Raw genomic sequence first — 16,071 nt, 5'->3', positions numbered from 1 at the left:
AATAGTAGTATCAAATGCCGGAACTTCCTGAAGTAGAAACTCTTAAAAACTCTCTAAAAGATAAGCTAATCGGACTTATTATAGAAAATGTAGAGTTAAAAAGAGATAATTTACGTTATAAGCTATCCCCGCTTTTAGCTACAGAAATCTTAAATACTAATATACTGGATGTTAGGCGTCGTGCAAAATATTTAATTATAGATTTTAATAATGATTATTCTTTAATAGTTCATCTAGGCATGAGCGGTAGATTTACTCTGCAATCTGCTAATTATAAAACTCAAAAACACGATCATGTGATTTTTGATTTAAGTAACGGCGAAAAGTTAATTTTCAACGATACTAGACGATTCGGTATGATTTATAGTTTTAAGACTGATTTCTTAGAAAAAGAATTTTTTAATGATTTAGGCATAGAGCCTTTTTCTGATTTATTGACGTTAGAATATCTAAAAGATAAGCTACAAACTAAAAAAATACCAATAAAAAACTTGATTATGGATAATAGAGTTATAGTCGGAGTCGGTAATATCTATGCTTCCGAAAGTCTTCATTTAGCTAGAATTCATCCGGATAAATCAGGTAGCGATTTAAGGGATGATGAAATAGAAAATTTAATTAAATCGATTAGAGATGTGTTAACTAAAGCTATAACTGCCGGCGGTACTACTCTTAAAGATTTTGTAAACGGCGATAACAAACCTGGTTATTTTACTCAGCAACTTACGGTTTACGGTAGAGAGGGACAAAGTTGTTTAAGCTGCTCTAGCACTATTATCAAGACAAAGCATTCAGGCAGAAGTACTTTTTATTGTAAAACTTGCCAATATAGTTAATTTACTTGACATATTTTTCAAAACTATTTATAAAGCTCTTTATTATTTATTCAACAAATAGTTGTAAAATATATGAAAGTAGACTCCTTGCATAACCTATCTTATAAAGAGGAGTTTAAAGGAGACACGAAACGCAGCACCGCAGCATACAAAAAGGTACGTGAGGATGCGAGTATTGGATCGACGTATATCGCAGATACTTCAAAAGTTGGGAGTCAAATAAGTGATGAGCCTGCACAGCGTATAAAAATACGTGAGCACAGGCAAATCCCGAAATTTAATGTACCAAATCTTGAAGTATCAAAGGTATACAAATTACCTTTAGAAGGAGGTTATGCAAGGAGTCTAATAAAGCCGGTGATTATGGCAGGAGGTAACGGTAAAAGACTATGGCCTTTGTCATCTAAGGATAAACCGAAACAGTTTTAAAAAATATTGAGTAATCTAACTTTACTTCAGCAAACATTAAACCGAAATAAATTTTTAGGACAACCTACTATTATTACTTCCAAAAAACATGAATCAATCACTAAAGAACAAGCAACAGAAATAGATGTAGAAATAGCATTAATTACCGAGCCTTTACAAAAAAATACTGCCGTTTGTGCCATTATTACGGCATTATCGGCTAAAGCACAAGGATTTGATATTGTAGTGTTACTACCTTCAGACTATCATATAGCGGATGATATAAATTATCTTAATACTATAAATAAAGCTTTACATTATGTTAATGAATTCGGCATTTGCACTATAGGTATTCCTATAAATGTTATAAATGCCGAGTATGGCTATATAAACACAGGATTATCAATTGCAGAAAATGTTTATCTAGTTGATCATTTCATTGAAAAACCTATATTAGAGCAAGCAAACATTTTCAAAGTAATGAATATTTTTGGAATTCAGGAATTTGTGTATACGATGTTAACTTATTCTTAAACTTAGCAATGAACCTTCAACCTGATTTATTCTGTATTGCAGAAAAAGCATTGAATACTACCGTAAAAAATGAGAATAGTTTGGCAATAGACAATGAAGCTTATAATGAAATCGCAGCAATTTCTATAGACAATGCCATAATGGAATATATTTCGGGAATGGTCATAATAAAAGCCGATTTTGCTTGGAACGATCTTGGGTACTTGGCATTCCTTATTACAGGTAAAACACCGGAATATAAACGATAATTATTACGAGGGAAACGTAGTAACAAGCAATACTACAAACTCTTTCATTAGTTCTAATAATAAATTAACTACCGTAGTAGGTCTTGACAATGTCATAATTATCGATACTATGAACGGTCTTTTGGTTGCCGATAAATCAAAAATGAATGATCTAGAGAAAGCTAAAATCCTATTTACTGCTCTTTTTAACAGAAAATCTGATTCATCACCGAATTATGAAACATATGAAAAAGCTTTTCTAAATAATATTTTATCTTCTGAAGAAATAAAATTAGAAACTATGAAGGGAAATAACGAAGCTTGTTATATTCTTGCTAAAACTTACGAAATAATTAATCGTAACCCCCAAGATGAATATAACTCTATGTTATTAACATTGATTGGAAGTAAATTAGGAAATACAGAATGTACACAGCTTGTTTATTCATATACTATAAAACAAGCTTTGAATCTACTGTTAACAATTTTATTCAAGACTATATAGGACAGCTTAATATCACTTTTGATGATGCTATATTATCAGCTGCTTACTCCGACACTTTAAATACTTCAATATTAGGAGACTCAAATTATAATAATATGTATAACCTTGGTTGAACACCGCTAATATTCAAGGCTATTGACATAGCATTATTGCTTATATATCCTATTTTTGTGAGTTTAAACCTCATCATTCAAATATAGCTAATCTTATAAACTTCAAAAATCTGTAAGTTATAGGAACAACTTAGTAATAAAGCGGTTCATTTTAGTTGAGTTACAACATGGAAAATACTACAGAAGAACAAAGAATAATATCTGAAGTCAAAAATGATGAAGACATAGATGAAGAAGAGAAAAGGTTAAAAGCAGAAGATTCACGAAAGCAACTTAAAGCAATACTAATAACATTTGGTATTATTTTGACTGGTTTTTTAACTTTTACTTATTTCTTTTTTAATTACATCGAAGAAAAAGCGGCAGAATACAAACAACAGCAACAACAAGAAATTCAAAAAACTAATAAGAGTTGAATATTAGATTACCACACTTCTACTTGAATTATGATCTTGTTGTATGGCTGCGATATCATTCCAGCAAGGCATTGTTGCGTGGATACCACCCCGTCATTGCGAGCGACTGAAAGGAACGTGACAATCCAAAAAAAATAACAAAAAAATGCTGTAAATCAGCATTTTTTACTGAATTGCTGCGTCAATTACTTACGTAATTTCCTTGCAATGACGGAAAAAACAATCCACACAGGCAATGCCCGCTCGTAATGACTATTTTTATAGTGCCTTAAGTTTAGATTGCTTGAAATTAGTTTTATCAAAATCATAGATAAAATCTTTGATAATAGGCACTATAAACTGTTTAAATTTACTTCCACTAAATACCCCGTAATACCCTGCCCCTTTTTGTAAATGGTATCTTTGTATTGATTTAGGTATATTTGAACAAAGTTTTAAAGCAACTTTTGTTTGCCCTACCGCTGCAATATCATCTAATTCCCCTTCAATACCGAGTAAAGCACATTTAGTAATATGTTTTAAATCGATCGGACGCTTCTCAGAAACTAATTTACCTCTTGCTAACGAAAATTGTTAGAATACTTCATCTATAGTTTGTAAGTAAAACTCTGCCGGCATATCCATACCTACTAAATACTCATCATAAAATTTAATAGTATGATCGGCTTTTTTATAGTCAGAATTTAATAAACTTTGCCATAATTCTAAATGTGAATCTATATGACGAAATAAGTTTAAACTAATAAAGCCGGCAAGTTGGAGGAAGCCGGGATATACTTTTCTACCATGTCCGGGATAGTTTGGCGGCACCTGCATTGTAACCATTTGGTAGAACCGTTCTAAACTTTTACTTTGGGCGAATTCATTAACTGCCGTGGGATTTTTTCTAGCATCTATAGGGCCGCCCATCAAAATCATCGAACTCGGCACATTTGGACTATTACTCTCCGACATTAAGCTAATGGCGGCAAGCAGTGGAACAGTAGGTTGGCAAACTGCCATAGTGTGAACATTCGGTCCTATAAAATTGATAAACTCTATTACGTAATCAATATAATAATCCATATCAAAATGCCCTGCTTCAAGCGGTACATAACTGGCTTCCGTCCAATCTGTAATATAAATATCGGTATACGGTAATAATTCTTGTACTGTTGTTCTAAGTAAAGTAGCGTGATGTCCCGCCATGGGTGCTACTATTGATAATTGAGGTAATTCTTTTTTAAAACCTATTTTCTGAAAATGCCTTAGTTCACAAAAAGACTTTTTTAGTATAACTTTTTCATTAATGTTATAGGTTTTATCATCAATAATTGTTTCAAGGATATTAAATTTGGGTTTTTCATATTTTTTCTTAGTCATGCGTTCACAAAACGTTAAATAAGCATGCATAATTCTTGCAAAACCGTTATCTTCTAATGACGCATGTTCATATGCTTCTTTTAGACTTTTTATACCTAAATGCATTGGAGCAATTTGTACTCTAAGCCCCTCTAACATATAATATGTATAATTAGTACTCAAATCACAGTTAATCATAATTTATCCACAAATTTAAAAATAATTAATATAAATTTAGTTTAACACTAAAAATTCTCAGTACATTAATTTTAGGATTCACGGCTTAAATTTTTATAAATGCGTGATAATAATGGTCTATATATAAATATGTTTATTTTTTCTTCTTATTTTGCTTAGGAATTTTATTTACGTGGTCATTAATATTAAACCAAGTACTATCATTTACTTTCTGTTTTTTATAGAATGTATCAATATTATTTATATAATTTTCAAAATCTTTATTCTCCTCTGCTAACCTATTAGCCATATTCCAATCTATTTCCGGTCTTTCTCTAGCAGGAATTGATATTTCCCTATCTTCAGGATTTTCTATATCTACTAAAATAAATCCTATACCAGGCCTAGTATCATTTTATCTACTTTCAATTAAATCAGCAGCAACTAAATAACCATAATGTGCCCATGAGGAATTTGATAAAGCCTGAAAAAAAGATTCTCGTAAATTACTACGATTGATAATTTTTTTTGCTTCAAAATACCAAAGCCTTGCTTGTTTTCCTGCATAATATTTAGCACAATCTTTAATTAGTGAACTCCACTTTTCATTAAGCACTTCCATACCTACCCAATCTGGGGTAACCATTTATTATTACCTTGAGTTCCTTGTTTATTTGAAGAAAAATTATGCTTAATAGGCATATTATGAATCTTCAATTTGTTTTGAAGATATAATGCAAGTGCATCACATACTTGCACTACGGTTATTTTATCTTCTTTATTTGCATTTATTTTAGGTTCTGTGGCTTGTTTATTATTGACATAGTAATCAGGGTTTTGCGAATAATAAAACTTTAGCTTAGGTTTTAGCTCTATTCTAATATTAGGTTCTTGTCTTCGTTCAGCAGAAAGCTTACTACTGCTAATTTCACCTGCATCAATTCCTATAATCTTCTTATCTTTTTCTTCTTGAGTCTTTGCTTCTAACAATCTCTTATTTGTACTTGCATTTGCTTTGAGCCTTGCTTAGTCAATGTGATTTTCTACAAGCCATTCAGCTATGCCATAAGAGGTAAATTTCTGATCTTCATGCGCTTTTAAAAAACCAATGATGGTATTTTTGCGATTAAATTCCATATCAAATATACTAATAATTGAAATACTATAAAATATACATATTATTTTAAAAATTTCAACTTTAAATTATCAAGCTTGACGTTTTTATAAAGTATAATTTATATATTTTTCAAATTTAGAAAATAATGTTTTGAAGTTATGAGTAGTAACATTTGCTACTTCTTTTGATGTTATATTTTTGAGTTCGGCAACTTTTTCAGCGACATACCTAACAAATGCCGGTTCGTTTTGTTTGCCTCGCATAGGCGTAGGAGCTAAGTAAGGAGTGTCGGTTTCTATTAATAACCTATCAAGCGGTATATATTTGACTATTTCTTGTAAATCAGTAGCATTCTTGAAAGTTATAATCCCTGACATTGAAATATATAAACCGATATCTAGCATTTTTGCCGCTAGATTTTTTGAAGAGGTAAAGCAATGTATTAAACCTGGAAATTTGCTGTTACGCATTTCTGAGGTTAAAATGTCAATAGTATCTTCGTCTGCTTCTCTTGTATGAACAATAACAGGCAGGCGTGTACTGGACGCCGCATGTATATGTGCTACAAATGAATCTTTTTGTAATTTTTGATCGCAAGGCTGATGATAATAATCAAGCCCCGTTTCACCGATTCCAATAATTTTCGGATGCTGGGTTAGCATAATAATTGCCTCAGCATCTGAGTTCGGAAAGACGTAGTCTTGACGTAGCAATCTTGTCCAAGCTTCCTGAGATTGCCACAGCACTTGCAGTGCTTCGCAATGACTAATAAAAGAATTCACTTCACACGGATGCACCCCAACACTCGCAAAAACATTTTCATATTTTTCAGCTATCTCTAAAATAATAGGTAAATCTTCAATTTTAGTGCAGATAGTTTGCATATACTGCACATTATTTTCTAATGCTCTTTGAATGACAGAATCTAAAAGCACTGCGTCATACCATGGTTTGACTACGGTATCTAGAAAACAACTAATATTAGTTGTTTTAATACCCTCACTAGATCCCGCTATCGCGTCGCGGGATGACAAGTTACTACATAAATTAAGATGACAATGTGAATCTATTAACATATTATACTCTTAGTAGGTGTGTCATACTGCGGTCTCGCCACGGTATGACACACTATTCAAATTTTGGAAATATTATAGTAGGTTCTAAAATATTGCTACCCGCTGTTAAAGTATAATCACGTATTAAATGCTTAAATAGACGTTCTTCTTTATTTACCCCTAACTGATCAAGCATTTTATTTGCTGAACTCGGTATAAAAGGCAGAAGCATTATCGCAATATAGCGTAAAACTTCTAGTAAAGCGTATAACACTTCTAGCGTTTTATCTGGATCGGTTTTTTTCAAATTCCAGGGTGCTTTGCTATCAATATAGATATTTGCCTCTTCGGCCAAATTAATAATATTTTCAAGAATTTTATTAATCTCTGTTTTGTCCATCAATAAAATATTCTGCTCGACAAATTTACTTGCGGTTTTTAAAATCGGTAGCTCATATATTTTATCTATAACACCTTGCGTAAGCAAAGGCACTTTGGCGTCATTATTCTTATAAACAAAAGATGTAGTACGCTGTAATAAATTACCTATTTTGTTTGACAACTCGCTATTAATACGGGTAATTAAATTACTACGAGCAAAATTGCCGTCTGCACCAAAAGTTACTTCACGCATCAGAAAATACCTAACTTGATCAACACCGAATTCATCAATTAACTTAATTGGATCAATGGTATTACCAAGAGATTTAGAGATTTTCTGCCCCTCATTCGTCCACCAGCCATGAGCCATAATGGTTTTCGGCAGCGGAACTTCTGCAGCCATTAAGAAAGCAGGCCAATAGACGGCATGAAAACGCAAGATATCTTTACCGACTACATGTAAATCAGCCGGCCAAAACTTACCATAATTACTTTGTTCGTCAAAATAACCGAGTGCTGAAATATAATTAGCCAGTGCATCAAGCCAAACATAAATTACATGTTTTTCATTATTTGGCACTTTTATTCCCCAGTTAAAAGTAGTACGCGACACCGATAAATCTTTTAAACCCGATTTAACAAAGCTAATTACTTCGTTACGCCTTGATATAGGTCTGATAAAATCAGGGTTTGCTTCATAAAACTCAAGCAATTTATCCTGCCATTTTGAAAGATTAAAGAAATAGCTAGGCTCTTTAACCCATTCAACTGGAGCACCCGTCGGTGCTAAACCGTCACTCGTAAGTTCCGACTCATCAAAAAAAGCCTCGTCTCGCACTGCATACCACCCTTCATAAAAACCTTCATAAATAGTGCCGTTATCTAGTAATTTCTGCCAAAAAACAGCTACAGCTTCTTTATGCCTGTATTCCGTTGTTCTGATAAAATCATCATTGGAAATATGCATAGCAGTCATCAGATGACGAAAACTCTTGGATGTTTGATCGGTAAATTTTTGTGGGTCAATATTTTTATTAATAGCTGCTTTTTCTACTTTCTGCCCATGTTCGTCAGTACCTGTTAAAAACATTACATCGAAACCTCGAAGTCGCATGAAACGAGCGATTATGTCACTTGCAACGCTAGTATAAGCATGACCGATATGGGGAACATCGTTAACGTAATATATAGGGGTAGTAATGTAGTAAGTATTGTTCATAAATGCTTTTTTATTAACTCATGTACTTTAAGTGGACTTAACTCTGAAGCTTTGATTTTTTTTATTCTCTCAGGAAATCTATTACTTAATTCTTTAAAGCAATCATAGATTTTTTTATAAAAATCTATACCTCTTATGTCAAATTTATTGCTCATATTTCGTGAATTGACTCTCTTAATAGCAGTATCCGGCTCTACGTCAATAAAAAACGTAATATCCGGCATAAGCGAAGGCATTAAAGTTTTGTGCAGATTATAAACTAAATCTATGCCGTTTTCTAGCTCTAATCCTTGATAACATGCAGTTGAGTCAATAAACCTATCACATATTACAATATGTCCCTCTTGTAGAGCTGGTATAATTTTCCGTGCCATATGATCATAACGTGCTGCCATAGCTTGTAATAGCTCGGACATGGGTAGTAATTCTTCATGTACTAGAATTTCACGCATTTTTTCGGCTACAATAGTACCACCGACTTCACGAGTTAAAATAACGGGAGTATTTTGAGATTGTAAATATTCATAGAGCATTTGAGATTGAGTAGATTTGCCTATCCCTTCCCCTCCCTCAAATGTAATAAACTTTCCTTGTTTCAAATTATTCATTCATTACAATTACTTTAAGCTATAACTTAATAATCATATCTCTTAAAAAAATATTTACAAGGAAGATTACATACTTATATACTCCTACAAAATGAAGAGCTGTTATACGAAGATCAACTTGGGAAAGAGTAATCGGTCTGTAAGCCGAGGAGCGGAGCGTATATTAAACGTTCAGCATCCGAGGACTTACAAAGACATTGTCACCAATGTTCCAAATTCATCGAGTATAATCCATTATAAATTTTAAATTATTAATATATGAATAATTCATTAAGTAAAAGGGATTTTTCGATCCTAATCGGTAATGCGATGGATCATTTCGATACTGCACTTTATGGGTTTCTTGCTCCGCTACTTGCTGGTATTTTTTTTCCGAATCATGATAAAGTCGTTGCTTTAATACTTACCTATAGTGTTCTTACTGCGTCTTTATTTACACGTCCCATAGGCTCTTATTTTTTTGGCGTAATTGCTAAAAAATACGGCGGTGTTTTTGCTTTATCTTACTCTTTAATCGGCGTTGCTTTAACAACTAGCCTAATCGGTTTAATACCTTCACATGCTCAAATAGGCTGGCTTGCACCGCTATTATTAGTGTTGCTTAGAACGTTGCAAGGAGTATATTCCGAGGGTGAATGTGCCATTGCTAAATTATTTATTTTAGAGAATAAAGAAGAAAAAAAAGCGTTTAAAGCTTCTTACCTTTATCAAACATCTACTATGGTCGGTATTATTCTTGCTTCATTTATCAGTACTATAGTTTTAAATGTAGAGTATAATACATATTGGCGTTTATGTTTCATATTTGGCGGACTTACAGCACTGATAGGTTATTTTTTAAGAAAGCGCGAGGATATTGTAGTAAAGCCCTCATTGTCATCCCGCGGCTTGATCGCGGGATCCAATAAAAAAGATAAAATTACTTTACGTAATTTTTGGATACTGTGGTCAAGCCACGGTATGACACCTGGGTCCTCTCCTCGCAATAACGTAGTATCATCACTATTACAAGACTTAACTACAATTTGGAACTGTAAACTAAGTATCTTACGCATTAGTTTTGCCATAGGTTTCTCATATATGACTTATATAGTGCCTTTCGTCTTTATGAATAGTTTTATTCCGCTTATCACTGATATATCACTCGAAATAATGATGAAATTTAATACTGAGTTTCTGATTTTTGATATGATTATGATTCCGATAATAGGACATCTAACAAAAAAGCTACATTACCTTAAAATACTAAACGGTACTCTTATTTTAATGAGTTTAAGCATAATTCCTTTATGGCTCTGCTTGAATAATGCATCTATATGGTATGTTAATTTTGTACGTATTTGGATTATAATACTCGGTGTCGGGTTCTTGGCACCTTTGAACTGCTGGCTAAATGATTTATTTAAAACTGCCGATAAATATATGTTAGTCGGTATCGGCAGTAGTATAGGTGCTTCATTAATCGGACGTCTTACTCCATCAATCTGCCTAATGCTATGGTATGTAACCGACAACTCTTTATCAATTGCGGTTTATATAACCGCAATATCGATGGTAACTTTATGGGCTGTTAGAGGAGTTGTTGCACGGGGCAATGTCATTCCTGCGAAAGCAGGAATCCAGTAAAACATATAAAAATTAAATTCTTATATGTTTTTGACTAGAAATGTAATACTTACAGCAATATTAATGTTATTTTTATGGATTCCTGCTTTCGCAGGAATGACATTAAGAACATTATCTAATCCCTAACAAGACTGTTATTAGGAAAAGAATTTAATAAAACACCATACTCAAAACTAATCCGATATAATTATTAGCTCTGAATCTTGTCATACAATTTACAGGATTTTCAATATCAAGAGTTGCTACTTGCAATATCAGTAAAATTAAAGCAGCTAAAATAGGTAAATAGTCGATATTATGGTTAGCCATTTTTGTTGCTAGAATAAATAACAATATAAAACCTATATAACATATATAAAGCCAAAGCTTAGAATGCTTGTTCTCTAAATATATACTTAACGATTTCACTCCTATTTTCTTATCATCTTTTATATCCATATATCCGTAAATCGTATCATAACCGATGGCCCAAAAACAGCATGCTAAATACATAATAATCGCTGCTATATCAAGTGTATCCTGAACTGCCGCATAAGCTATTAAGGCCCCTAGCTTAAAGGTAAATCCCAAAAAGATTTGCGGGAAATAAGTAATACGTTTCATTAACGGGTATAGGCTAATCATTATTACCGCAAAAAAACCTGTATATATGGCTGTTTTGTTTAAAAGTAGCAAAATACAAAGTGAGATAACGCTAAGAATAAAGAGTATCAAAATAGCATAAGAAACAGATAAAGCCTTGCTAGCTAAAGGTCGCTCTTTAGTCCTTGCGACATGCTTATCAAATTTTCTATCAAATATATCGTTAATAATACACCCGCTACTTCTAGCTGTTATACTACCTAAAATAAATAACGGTAATAAATGTATTAATTCCGTTCTTGAAGGGTTTGCAAGCAGTAACCCAAATAAAGCAGGGAAAAAAACCAGCAAATAAGCTACCAGCTTATCTGCACGCATTAATTTTAAAGTAAGTAAAAGTTTGTCTAGAATTAGCATATTAAACTTTAAATTTAAATGAATATGGATATTATAGATAATTTAAGATAAAATACGCCACGAAATAAAGCTACTAGATTTTTATGGCTAAAAAATTAAAACATGATTCATTAGTAAAAATAATAATGAACGACCCGGTAGCAGCACAAGAATTTTTGGAATATTATTTACCCAATGATTTTAAGAGTTTAGTAGATTTATCAAAAATAACGGTAGAACAAGAAAGCTACATTGAGGAATCTTTAAATAAGAAATATAGTAATATAACATATAAAATTAGCACCAATAATAAAGAAGAAGCATTTGTTTATGTATTAGTAGAGGCCCAATCAACAATTGATTATTGGACGGCTTTGCGGTTATGGAAATATACACTATTATTATGTAAAAGACATAAGCAAGGAAAGGATAAATTGCCGCTAGTTTATAATTTAGTTATTTACAACGGTAAAGAAATTTATAATGCTCCAAGAAATCTGTGGAGTTTATTTACTGATAGTGTGATGGCAAAGAAATTAATAGCGGAAGATTATCAATTAGTAGATTTGCAAGCTATGACAGATGATGAAATCGTTAAGAAAAAACATTTAGGTATGCTAGAATATATGATACAGCATATCCATATGCAGGATATGATAAAACTATGGGAGAAGTTTTTAACAGAGTTTAAGCATATTAAAATATTGGATAAAGAAAAAGGTTATATTTACCTAAGATCGTTCTTATGGTATACTAACGCAAAATTATCAAAACAAAAACAACCGGAATTAGTAGAAGTATTGGATACACATCTATTACCGCAAGATAAGGATACTATTATGAAAACTATCGCTGATACATATAGAGATGAAGGAAGGTGCAGGGTATTGAGATAGGCAAAGCTGAGGGCGAACATAATAAGGCAGTAATTATAGCAAAGGAAATGTTCAGTCAGGACTTTAAAATTCCTGTTATTGCCAAAATTATAGGTCTTCAAGAAACTTTTGTTCGCTCAATTGTAAATAAGTAATTAATCATGCAAGCACCACTTGCACAAATCCTAAATATCCATATCCTCCCAAAGCAAAGCATCTATTGTCATAATCACATATAACCTTTATAATAATATTCTTGAATCAACTACAAAATCTATGAAAGAATTTCCAAAAAATTATAATTTTACCGAAAATGAAAAAAAGTGGCAGCAAATTTGGCAAGAGAAACAAATTTATGCTTATAATCCAAACGTTGCAAAAGAAGAAACCTATGTAATCGATACTCCGCCTCCGACAGTTTCAGGGCAGTTACATATCGGTCATGTTTATAGCTATACGCAAACCGACTTTATTGTACGTTTTCAGCGTATGATGGGTAAAAATATCTTTTATCCTATGGGTTTTGACGATAACGGGCTACCGACCGAGAGACTTGTTGAAAAGCAGAAACAGATCAAAGCTTATAATATGGATCGATCTGAATTTATAAAAATTTGCGAAGAGGTAGTAGAAAGTGAAGAAGAAAAGTTTAGAAGTCTATTTAACCAAATAGCTTTATCGGTTGATTGGAGTTTAGAGTACCAAACTATTAGTCCGTTATCACGAAAAATATCACAAATGTCTTTTCTTGATTTAGTACAAAAAGGGGAAATTTATCGTGCTAATCAACCGATTTTATGGGATCCGGTAGATGGTACAGCTCTTGCCCAAGCCGATATTGAGGATAAGGAAAAAATCTCTTTCATGAATTATATTACGTTTAAAACCGAGCAAGGAGACCCACTTACTATAGCCACTACCAGACCTGAGTTATTACCGGCTTGCGTAGCCGTATTTTATCACCCTGACGATGGACGTTATAAGCATCTAGCAGGTAAATCAGCTATAACCCCACTTTTTAATGAGCAAGTTCCACTGCTTGCTGACCCTTTAGTACAACAAGATAAAGGTACAGGGCTGGTAATGTGCTGTCCGTTTGGTGATCAAACGGATATTACTTGGTGGAAGACGCATAATCTACCTTTAAAAACTATTATCACTAAAAAAGGTACAATAGACTTCCAACATGAAACTTCTATAGATGGATTGAAAATTAAAGAAGCTCGAACAAAAATAATAGATATTTTAAAAGAACAAGAGTTGCTTATTAAACAAGAAGACATCACTCATACCGTTAAATGTGCCGAGAGGTCAGGTGCTCCTCTTGAGATACTAACTGTACCGCAATGGTTCATTAAAACTATATCACATAAAGAAGAATTGCTCAAAAGAGCGAATGAGTTAAATTGGCATCCTAAAAATATGAAGATTCGTTTAGAGAATTGGATTAATGCCATTAGTTGGGATTGGTGTATAAGTAGGCAGCGTTATTTTGGTGTGCCGTTCCCTATTTGGTACTCTAAAAGAGTAGGTGAGGAAGGAAAAATCTTATATGCCGATGTTACGCAGCTGCCTATCGATCCGTTAAAAGATTTACCTATGGGTTATAGTAAAGAGGAAGTAGAACCTGATTATGACGTAATGGATACTTGGGCAACAAGTTCCGTTTCGCCTCAACTTTCTACTCATGGGATTTCTGACGATTTCGCTGTTAATAAAGATAGGCACGATAAATTATTTCCGATGGATTTAAGACCACAAGCACATGAAATTATCAGAACTTGGGCGTTCTATACTATTTTAAAAGCTCATTTACACCAAAATACTTTGCCGTGGGAAAACATCATGGTAAGCGGTTGGTGTTTAGCTGAAGATCGAAGTAAAATGTCAAAATCTAAGGGCAATGTTTTAGTTCCTGAAAAACTGCTAGAACAATATGGTTCCGACGTGATACGTTATTGGTCGGCAAATTCAAAGCTAGGTGCTGATACCGCCTATTCTGAAGACGTTATGAAAAACGGCAAAAGGCTTGTTAACAAGCTATGGAATGCCGCTAAATTTGTTTTTATACATTTTGATAAACTGAAAGGTGAAGATAAAAAAGTGAGTTTACTCGATATTAAAGAAAAAATCACTAACGAGTTTGATAAATGGATGGTTAATAAACTAGTGGAATTAGTTAAGCTAGCTACAAATGAGTTACAAAACTACGAATATGCAAATGCTATGCATCTGACGGAAAAATTCTTTTGGGTGGTATTTTGTGATAATTATTTAGAAATAAGCAAAACAAGAAGCTATGATGAGGAAAACAAAAATCCACAAGGACAATATAGTAGCATATTAACTTTATATCATGTTATGCAAACGTTACTGAAACTATTTGCACCTTTCATGCCGCATATTACCGAAGAATTATACCAAATATTATATAGTGAAAATTCTATTCATGTTAAAGGTAGCTGGGTTAATTACAGTGACTTAAATTATGAAATCGATGCAAAAGGAGCAGAAGGGCTGCTTGAAATACTAGATATCGTCAGAAAATTCAAAGCTGAGCAGAATCTATCTATAAAAGCTCCAATAAAATTGCTTGAAGTTAGCGGCATAGTATTATCTGCAGAATTAGCAGAAGATTTAAAAAACGTCACATCGGCAGAAGAAATACAATTTGAGATGAAAGATGATAAAATTAAAGTCAATATTATTCTTTAAAAATATTATAGGTTTAATATTAATTATATTTGCCGGGATATTTTTTTATGCTTATATATTAGAACATGACTGGCGATATGTAACCTTAAGTGATGAACAAGTAAAAAAATACAGGATTAGCGAGAAAAAAGCTATTGCCCTTTATCAGTTAATGAAAGACACTCATGAGCTACTTGGTAAGAATAATATTAATTATTGGATAGACAGCGGCACTCTGCTTGGAGCCGTTAGACATCAAGGCATAATTCCTTTTGACGATGATTTAGATATCGGTATTATGCATGAAGACGAAATATTTCTGCAACAAATATTACCACAATTTGAGCAACTCGGTTATACTGTTTCCTATGAGAGAGCTTATAATATATGCAAAAAAGCTTGTTTAGATATTTTCATTTTTCATAAAGAACAAAACAAATTTATATATACTAATTTAGCGGTTCGAAATAAGTATCCGAAGAGTTCATTTTATGATAATGAATTATATCCTTTAAAAAAATATAAATTCGGTAGTATAGAGGTTTATGGTCCCGCTGATCCTATAGGAAATCTAAATAGGCAATATCCAGAATGGGATAAGTATGCAGTGATAGAGCAGTCCCATAGCTTACATTTACCTTTTTTATCGAATATCGAGAAAAAAACTAAATTTATATTAACGCCGGAATTGTTAAAACCGGCTCAGCCTTTTAGTCCTTTAGAGGATAGAATAAACTTTTAAACAAATTGAGATAAAAAAGTCATAACCGGTTGTTTTATATAGGTTACAAAAATGTTATATCAGCAGGGAAAATGTAATTTAAGGTTCAAGGTGATAAAATTAACGATAACGGGCTACCGACCGAGAGACTTGTTGAAAAGCAGAAACAGATCAAAGCTTATAATATGGATCGATCTGAATTTATAAAAATTTGCGAAGAGGTAGTAGAAAGTGAAGAAG

Annotated in this window: 14 protein-coding genes and 3 pseudogenes; 9 read left to right on the top strand and 8 right to left on the bottom strand. The window is 32.7% G+C overall.

Annotation, left to right across the window (positions count from 1 at the left end; genetic code table 11):
- Window positions 1-14: 14 nt before the first annotated feature.
- From mutM to O6R16_RS00540, 5 genes and pseudogenes are all read left to right on the top strand, one after another.
- Complete coding sequence (mutM, locus tag O6R16_RS00560; protein ID WP_499679564.1) at window positions 15-836, top strand: bifunctional DNA-formamidopyrimidine glycosylase/DNA-(apurinic or apyrimidinic site) lyase; 822 nt, start codon at window positions 15-17, stop codon at window positions 834-836.
- 72 nt (window positions 837-908) lie between these two features.
- Window positions 909-1,778, top strand: a pseudogene (locus O6R16_RS00555) (sugar phosphate nucleotidyltransferase).
- Between the two features lie 8 nt (window positions 1,779-1,786).
- Window positions 1,787-2,026: a mannose-1-phosphate guanylyltransferase gene (locus tag O6R16_RS00550; protein ID WP_499679563.1), complete on the top strand. Its 240-nt coding sequence runs from the start codon at window positions 1,787-1,789 to the stop codon at window positions 2,024-2,026.
- Window positions 1,974-2,510, top strand: coding sequence for a hypothetical protein (locus O6R16_RS00545; RefSeq protein ID WP_499679562.1), 537 nt, complete (start codon window positions 1,974-1,976; stop codon window positions 2,508-2,510). Before O6R16_RS00550 ends, O6R16_RS00545 begins: the two co-directional genes overlap by 53 nt.
- Before the next feature lie 280 nt (window positions 2,511-2,790).
- Window positions 2,791-3,039 carry an RP671a family tick cell line-upregulated protein gene (locus O6R16_RS00540; RefSeq protein WP_499679561.1) on the top strand — a complete coding sequence of 83 codons (249 nt, stop codon included), beginning with the start codon at window positions 2,791-2,793 and terminating at the stop codon, window positions 3,037-3,039.
- 258 nt (window positions 3,040-3,297) lie between these two features.
- Here O6R16_RS00540 and phaZ read toward each other — a convergent pair.
- The 7 genes and pseudogenes from phaZ to tmk form a co-directional block, all read right to left on the bottom strand.
- Window positions 3,298-4,578: pseudogene (phaZ, locus tag O6R16_RS00535) on the bottom strand (polyhydroxyalkanoate depolymerase).
- A 133-nt stretch (window positions 4,579-4,711) separates the two neighbouring features.
- Window positions 4,712-4,867 carry a hypothetical protein gene (locus tag O6R16_RS00530; protein ID WP_187145883.1) on the bottom strand — a complete coding sequence of 52 codons (156 nt, stop codon included), beginning with the start codon at window positions 4,865-4,867 and terminating at the stop codon, window positions 4,712-4,714.
- Between the two features lie 105 nt (window positions 4,868-4,972).
- On the bottom strand, window positions 4,973-5,203 hold the full coding sequence (locus O6R16_RS00525; protein WP_499679560.1) for a hypothetical protein: 231 nt from the start codon (window positions 5,201-5,203) through the stop codon (window positions 4,973-4,975).
- Window positions 5,182-5,547: a hypothetical protein gene (locus O6R16_RS00520; RefSeq protein WP_499679559.1), complete on the bottom strand. Its 366-nt coding sequence runs from the start codon at window positions 5,545-5,547 to the stop codon at window positions 5,182-5,184. Before O6R16_RS00520 ends, O6R16_RS00525 begins: the two co-directional genes overlap by 22 nt.
- A 231-nt stretch (window positions 5,548-5,778) precedes the next feature.
- Window positions 5,779-6,750, bottom strand: a complete 972-nt coding sequence (locus tag O6R16_RS00515) for a TatD family hydrolase (RefSeq protein ID WP_499679558.1) — start codon at window positions 6,748-6,750, stop codon at window positions 5,779-5,781.
- Window positions 6,751-6,802: 52 nt separating this feature from the next.
- A complete protein-coding gene (gene metG, locus O6R16_RS00510; RefSeq protein ID WP_499679557.1) occupies window positions 6,803-8,329 on the bottom strand; it encodes a methionine--tRNA ligase in 1,527 nt (508 codons plus the stop codon).
- A complete protein-coding gene (gene tmk / locus O6R16_RS00505; protein WP_499679556.1) occupies window positions 8,326-8,937 on the bottom strand; it encodes a dTMP kinase in 612 nt (203 codons plus the stop codon). The genes metG and tmk overlap by 4 nt, the downstream gene beginning before the upstream one ends.
- A gap of 258 nt (window positions 8,938-9,195) precedes the next feature.
- Here tmk and O6R16_RS00500 point away from each other — a divergent pair, with 258 nt between their 5' ends.
- On the top strand, window positions 9,196-10,563 hold the full coding sequence (locus O6R16_RS00500) for an MFS transporter (RefSeq protein ID WP_499679555.1): 1,368 nt from the start codon (window positions 9,196-9,198) through the stop codon (window positions 10,561-10,563).
- Between the two features lie 150 nt (window positions 10,564-10,713).
- Here O6R16_RS00500 and ubiA read toward each other — a convergent pair whose 3' ends face one another.
- On the bottom strand, window positions 10,714-11,562 hold the full coding sequence (gene ubiA, locus O6R16_RS00495) for a 4-hydroxybenzoate octaprenyltransferase (protein ID WP_499679554.1): 849 nt from the start codon (window positions 11,560-11,562) through the stop codon (window positions 10,714-10,716).
- A gap of 83 nt (window positions 11,563-11,645) precedes the next feature.
- Between ubiA and O6R16_RS00490 the strand changes: the two are divergent.
- The 3 genes and pseudogenes from O6R16_RS00490 to O6R16_RS00480 all read left to right on the top strand — a co-directional run bounded on the left by O6R16_RS00490 (window position 11,646) and on the right by O6R16_RS00480 (window position 15,852).
- Window positions 11,646-12,571: pseudogene (locus tag O6R16_RS00490) on the top strand (Rpn family recombination-promoting nuclease/putative transposase).
- Window positions 12,572-12,692: 121 nt separating this feature from the next.
- Complete coding sequence (locus O6R16_RS00485; RefSeq protein ID WP_499679553.1) at window positions 12,693-15,131, top strand: valine--tRNA ligase; 2,439 nt, start codon at window positions 12,693-12,695, stop codon at window positions 15,129-15,131.
- Window positions 15,100-15,852: a LicD family protein gene (locus O6R16_RS00480; protein WP_499679552.1), complete on the top strand. Its 753-nt coding sequence runs from the start codon at window positions 15,100-15,102 to the stop codon at window positions 15,850-15,852. Before O6R16_RS00485 ends, O6R16_RS00480 begins: the two co-directional genes overlap by 32 nt.
- Window positions 15,853-16,071 lie beyond the last annotated feature (219 nt).

The organism is Candidatus Rickettsia tasmaniensis, assembly GCF_036857515.1.
Classification (GTDB): domain Bacteria; phylum Pseudomonadota; class Alphaproteobacteria; order Rickettsiales; family Rickettsiaceae; genus Rickettsia; species Rickettsia rickettsii.
This window is presented reverse-complemented; position numbering and strand designations above follow the sequence as displayed.

Excerpts from the sequence above, each read along its gene's own strand:
- O6R16_RS00500 (WP_499679555.1), top strand. The coding sequence starts at position 9,196 with ATGAATAATTCATTAAGTAAAAGGGATTTTTCGATCCTAATCGGTAAT.
- tmk (WP_499679556.1), bottom strand. The coding sequence starts at position 8,937 with ATGAATAATTTGAAACAAGGAAAGTTTATTACATTTGAGGGAGGGGAA.
- metG (WP_499679557.1), bottom strand. The coding sequence starts at position 8,329 with ATGAACAATACTTACTACATTACTACCCCTATATATTACGTTAACGAT.
- O6R16_RS00550 (WP_499679563.1), top strand. The coding sequence starts at position 1,787 with ATGAACCTTCAACCTGATTTATTCTGTATTGCAGAAAAAGCATTGAAT.
- mutM (WP_499679564.1), top strand. The coding sequence starts at position 15 with ATGCCGGAACTTCCTGAAGTAGAAACTCTTAAAAACTCTCTAAAAGAT.
- O6R16_RS00485 (WP_499679553.1), top strand. The coding sequence starts at position 12,693 with ATGAAAGAATTTCCAAAAAATTATAATTTTACCGAAAATGAAAAAAAG.
- O6R16_RS00530 (WP_187145883.1), bottom strand. The coding sequence starts at position 4,867 with ATGGCTAATAGGTTAGCAGAGGAGAATAAAGATTTTGAAAATTATATA.
- O6R16_RS00525 (WP_499679560.1), bottom strand. The coding sequence starts at position 5,203 with ATGGTTACCCCAGATTGGGTAGGTATGGAAGTGCTTAATGAAAAGTGG.
- O6R16_RS00540 (WP_499679561.1), top strand. The coding sequence starts at position 2,791 with ATGGAAAATACTACAGAAGAACAAAGAATAATATCTGAAGTCAAAAAT.
- O6R16_RS00515 (WP_499679558.1), bottom strand. The coding sequence starts at position 6,750 with ATGTTAATAGATTCACATTGTCATCTTAATTTATGTAGTAACTTGTCA.
- ubiA (WP_499679554.1), bottom strand. The coding sequence starts at position 11,562 with ATGCTAATTCTAGACAAACTTTTACTTACTTTAAAATTAATGCGTGCA.
- O6R16_RS00480 (WP_499679552.1), top strand. The coding sequence starts at position 15,100 with ATGATAAAATTAAAGTCAATATTATTCTTTAAAAATATTATAGGTTTA.